Consider the following 4,979-nt stretch of genomic DNA (forward strand, 5'->3'; position numbering starts at 1 on the left):
TGGGAAAACCTCAATTTTTCCGAGTCAGATTCAAAGGCAAAAATTCTCTCTACCTTGACAAGAAAATTATATTTGTCAGACTTACCTCCTACCGTAAAAATTCAACAATGACTAGAAACTGATGAAACTTTCTCTAGCAAATTCATCTTGGGAAAACCTCTATTTTTCCGAGTCAGAGTCAAAGGCAAAAATTCTCTCTACCTTGACAAGAAAATTATATTTGTCAGACTTACCTCCTACCGTAAAAATTCAACAATGACTAGAAACTGATGAAATTTTCTCTAGGAAATTCATCTCTGGAAAATCTCGATTTTTCCGAGTCAGAGTCAAAGCTAAAAATTCTGTGTTGGTTGACAAGAAAATTATCTTTGTCAGACTTACCTCCTACCCGAAAAATTCAACAACGACTAGAAACTGATGAAACTTTCTCTAGCAAATTCATCTTGGGAAAACCTCTATTTTTCCGAGTCAGAGTCAAAGGCAAAAATTCTCTCTCCCTTGACAAGAAAATTATATTTGTCAGACTTAACCTCCTACCGTAAAAATTCAACAATGACTAGAAACTGATGAAATTTTTTCTAGCAAATTCATCTCTGGAAAATCTCTATTTTTTCGAGTCAGAGTCAAAGCTAAAAATTCTGTGTTGATTGACAAGAAAATTATATTTGTCAGACTTACCTCCTACCGTAAAAATTCAACAATGACTAGAAACTAATGAAATTTTTTCTAGCAAATTCATCTCTGGAAAATCTCTATTTTTTCGAGTCAGAATCAAAGCTAAAAATTCTGTGTTGATTGACAAGAAAATTTTATTTGTCAGACTTACCCTGTACCGTAAAAATTCAACAATGACTAGAAACTGATGAAACTTTCTCTAGCAAATTCATCTTGGGAAAACCTCAATTTTTCCGAGTCAGATTCAAAGGCAAAATACTCTCTCCCTTGACCTTCCTTGACAAGAAAATTTTATTGGTCAGACTTATCTTCTACCGAAAAAAGGTAAATCCTAAGAATAAAAAAAATAAAGTTAATTATCCTACTAGCTTTCCCCCTACTGCCACTCCCTAAAAAAACTGAAATGATTTTCCTAGAACTCGTCTTACAAAACTTCGGACCATACTCCGGTAAACAAACAATAAACCTTCGCCCTACTAATACTAATAACCCCCGTCCTATCATTTTATTTGGAGGTATGAATGGAGGAGGAAAAACTACTCTTTTAGATGCTATTCGTCTCGCACTTTACGGTCATCGCGCTCAATGTTCTACTAGGGGAAATTTAACTTATAGCGACTTTCTTTCTCAATGTGTAAACCGCAATACTCCTCCTACAGAAAAAACTCGTATTGAGTTAGCTTTTGAACATATTCAAGACGATCAAGTTGTAGAATATCGCATCGTTCGTACCTGGGAAAAAAATCCTAAAGAAGGCAAAGATAGTCTGGGAATTCTTGATGGTGAATGGCCTGATTCTTACTTAGCAAATACCTGGGATGAATATATAGAAAATCTCTTACCTTTGGGAATTTCTAATCTATTTCTCTTTGATGGAGAACAGGTAAAAGAATTAGCTGAATTAGAAACACCGCCACCTTTAGTAGTAGATGCGATTCAATCATTATTAGGATTAGAATTAGCTGAACGTCTGGCAGCAGATTTAGATATTTTGGTGACTCGGAAAAAGAAACAACTTACTAAGACTAAAGAAGTAGCAAATTTAGAGGAAATTGAACAAAAACTCCATCAGCAAAAAACAGATTTGGAAGTTGCTACGGAAAAATTGGCAGATTTGGAAAAGCAATTAAAAAAAGCTCAAGAAAAGCAAAAAAAAGCCATGAGAAAATTTGTCTCAGAAGGAGGAAAAATTGCTGGGGAAAGGAGTCAGTTAGAACAAGAGTTGAAAGATGTAGAATTGGAAATGGATACTGCTCGTCAGGAAATGGTTGAACTTGCTGGGGGTGCTTTACCTCTAGCTTTAATTTCTCCACTTTTGGAACAAGCAAGTTCTCAGGGCGATTTAGAAATTTTACGCCACGAAGCAGAAATTGCTTTGGATGCTTTTCAGGAAAGAGATAAACGTCTACTTGATTATTTGAATAATTTATCTATTCCTACTCAGAAAGTTAGCAAAATTGAAGAGTTTCTCAACCGAGAAAATCTGACGCTGAAAGACGATATTAATCAAGGTGATGAACCTTGGTTGTTTGCTGACGAGGAAGCTTTAACTTTACTAGAAAATTTGTTACGCTATGAGATTGAAAATTCTCTGAACAATGCTCAGGAAAGTTTAACTCGTCTGAAAGATTTGGAAGTAGAAATAGATGTTCTGGAAAAGCAATTAGCAACTGCAGCATCCCCCGAAGCTTATGAAATTTTGGCAACTGCTTTGCAAGAGACACAAACTGAGTTAGCAAGAGTAGAAGTTGCTTGTGAAAATAGTAAAAATGATTGTAAAAAGTTGGAGAATGGGATTAATCAAACTAAGAAAGAATTGTTTAGTTTTACTGACGAAACTATGGAACGTCACAATATTCAACATATAATTGAGTCTTCTGCAAAAGTTAAGCGGACTTTACAGCTATTTAAGGATAAATTAACTGTCAAAAAACTGAATAAATTAGAGATAGAAGTTACTGAATGTTTCCGTTATCTTTTACATAAATCAGACTTAGTTCATAAGGTGGCTATTGATACTCATAATTTTGCTCTTTCTCTCTATGATAATCAAACTCAACTTGTTCCTAAACATCGGATATCTGCCGGGGAAAAACAGCTTTTAGCAATTTCTTTTTTATGGGGTTTAGCACGGGTTTCTGGTAGAAATTTACCTGTGGCAATTGATACGCCTTTAGGTAGATTAGATTCTTCTCATCGTCAAAATTTAGTCGAACGTTATTTCCCTGCTGCTAGTCATCAAGTAATTCTGTTATCTACTGATACTGAGGTTGGTAAATTAGAAGTAGAAAATCTCCGTAATTTGGAGGCGATCGCTCACGAATATTTACTCAAATATGATGTTCAAAAAAATCAGACAAATCTCAAAAAAGGTTATTTTTGGTAAGCAACTTTTTGACTTCTATTTTTTCAACTCAAGCTGTCTAGGTAGAAATAGAAAATCTCCAGAATTTTCAGGCGCTCGCTCACAAATATTTACTCAAATATGATGCTCAAAAAAATCAGACAAATCTCCAAAAAGGCGATTTTTGGTAATCAGATTTTTGACTTCTACTTTTTCAACAGAAGTTCTCTAGGTAGAAATAGAAAATCTCCAGAACTTTGAGGCGAGCGTTCACAAATATTTCCTCGAATATGATTTTAAAAAAATCAGACAAATCTCCAAAAAGGCGATTTTTGGTAATCAGATTTTTGACTTCTACTTTTTCAACTCTGATTCTCAAAAAAATCAGACAAATCTCAAAAAATGTTATTTCTGTTCAACCACTTTTTTCTCTCTAATTTTTCAACAGAAGTTGTCTAGGTAGGAGTAGGATATCTCCAGAATTTAGAGGTGATCGCTCACAAATATTTCCTCGAATATGATGCTCAAAAAAATCAGACAAATCTCCAAAAAGCCGATTTTGGGTAAGCCACTTTTTTCTCTCTAATTTTTCAACAGAAGTTGTCTAGGTAGGAGTAGGATATCTCCAGAATTTTGAGGCGCTCGCTCACAAATATTTTATCTAATATGATTCTCAAAACAATCAGATAAATCTCAAAAGAGAGTATTTCTGATCAGCCACTTTTTTCTCTCTTGAAGTTATCTAGGTAGAAATAGGAAATCTCCAGAATTTTGAGGCGCTCGCTCACAAATATTTACTGGAATATGATGCTCAAAAAAATCAGACAAATCTCAAAAAATGGTATTTCTGGTTAGCAGATTTTTGACTTCTATTTTTTCAACTGAAGTTATCTAGGTAGAAATAGGAAATCTCCAGAATTTTGAGGCGCTCGCTCACAAATATTTACTGGAATATGATGCTCAAAAAAATCAGACAAATCTCAAAAAATGGTATTTCTGGTTAGCAGATTTTTGACTTCTATTTTTTCAACTGAAGTTATCTAGGTAGAAATAGGAAATCTCCAGAATTTTGAGGCGCTTGCTTACTAATATTTCCTCGAATATGATGCTCAAAAAAATCAGACAAATCTCAAAAAAGGGTATTTCTGGTAATCAGATTTTTGACTTCTATTTTTTCAAATGAAGCTATCTAGGTAGTCGGAAAATTTCCAGAATTTTGAGGCGCTCGCTTACTAATATTTCCTCGAATATGATTCTCAAAAAAATCAGACAAATCTCAAAAAGGTGATTTTTGGTAAATCACTTTTTTCTCTAAATAATGAGAACTGATAACTGAAATGACTCAACCTTTACGAAAACTCCTCACATAAAATTGGATAAAATATTGGGGGGTTTATTTATTTAGATACCCTCAAAAAATATTCATAAATATATTTATAGATGAGGAGAAAAATTGATAACTGATGCTTAACTGTACAGCATTTTTGTTTGGAAAAAAACTGATAACTAAAAACCTAAAACCGAATTTAGCGATCGCTATCTTGAAGTCAGAAATCAGAAAATCGTAGGGTGTGTGACGGCTTCCTCTTTTTGATTTTGGGGAAACTCCAGAAATTTTGCCGTCACGCTCCTTTTTTTGAAATGGTAGATAATTCTGAGATTATCATCATCATTTTCCATCATCCGTGTATCCGTGGCCAAATCCCTGTCTAGCTGTCAAGGAGCGATCGCTTTTTAACTTTCCTGGCGGGAAGTCCCGCGCTCTCCATCCCCCCTAACCCCCCGTGCATAGGGGGGAGGGGGAACGTCGGGATGAAAGCCTGGGCCCGGATTCGGATACCTTCATAAGCTAAACGTTCATATGCCCAAGACACAAGCTACGAGCATTTTGTTATTATCAATGTCAACACAGGGGGAGGACATCACCTCTGTCATGCGCAGCGGTCAGGGTTTCCCAGAC

Annotated in this window: 3 protein-coding genes; all 3 read left to right on the plus strand. The window is 35.1% G+C overall.

Features of this window, described 5'->3' with window-relative positions:
* The first annotated feature begins 121 nt into the window (after window positions 1–121).
* The 3 genes from F6K40_RS30885 (at window position 122) to dndD (ending at window position 3,061) form a co-directional block, all read left to right on the plus strand.
* A complete protein-coding gene (locus F6K40_RS30885; protein WP_293141496.1) occupies window positions 122–259 on the plus strand; it encodes a hypothetical protein in 138 nt (45 codons plus the stop codon).
* Between the two features lie 10 nt (window positions 260–269).
* Window positions 270–542, plus strand: coding sequence for a hypothetical protein (locus F6K40_RS30890; protein ID WP_293141498.1), 273 nt, complete (start codon window positions 270–272; stop codon window positions 540–542).
* A gap of 536 nt (window positions 543–1,078) precedes the next feature.
* The gene (dndD, locus tag F6K40_RS30895) at window positions 1,079–3,061 is read left to right on the plus strand and encodes a DNA sulfur modification protein DndD (RefSeq protein WP_293141500.1); all 1,983 of its coding nucleotides are present in this window, start codon (window positions 1,079–1,081) and stop codon (window positions 3,059–3,061) included.
* Window positions 3,062–4,979: the final 1,918 nt, after the last annotated feature.

Source organism: Okeania sp. SIO3I5, from assembly GCF_010672085.1.
In the GTDB taxonomy this organism is placed as follows: domain Bacteria; phylum Cyanobacteriota; class Cyanobacteriia; order Cyanobacteriales; family Microcoleaceae; genus Trichodesmium.

What these genes read in the sequence shown, in the direction of transcription:
- F6K40_RS30885 (WP_293141496.1), top strand. Translation starts at nt 122, where the DNA reads ATGAAACTTTCTCTAGCAAATTCATCTTGGGAAAACCTCTATTTTTCC.
- F6K40_RS30890 (WP_293141498.1), top strand. Translation starts at nt 270, where the DNA reads ATGAAATTTTCTCTAGGAAATTCATCTCTGGAAAATCTCGATTTTTCC.
- dndD (WP_293141500.1), top strand. Translation starts at nt 1,079, where the DNA reads ATGATTTTCCTAGAACTCGTCTTACAAAACTTCGGACCATACTCCGGT.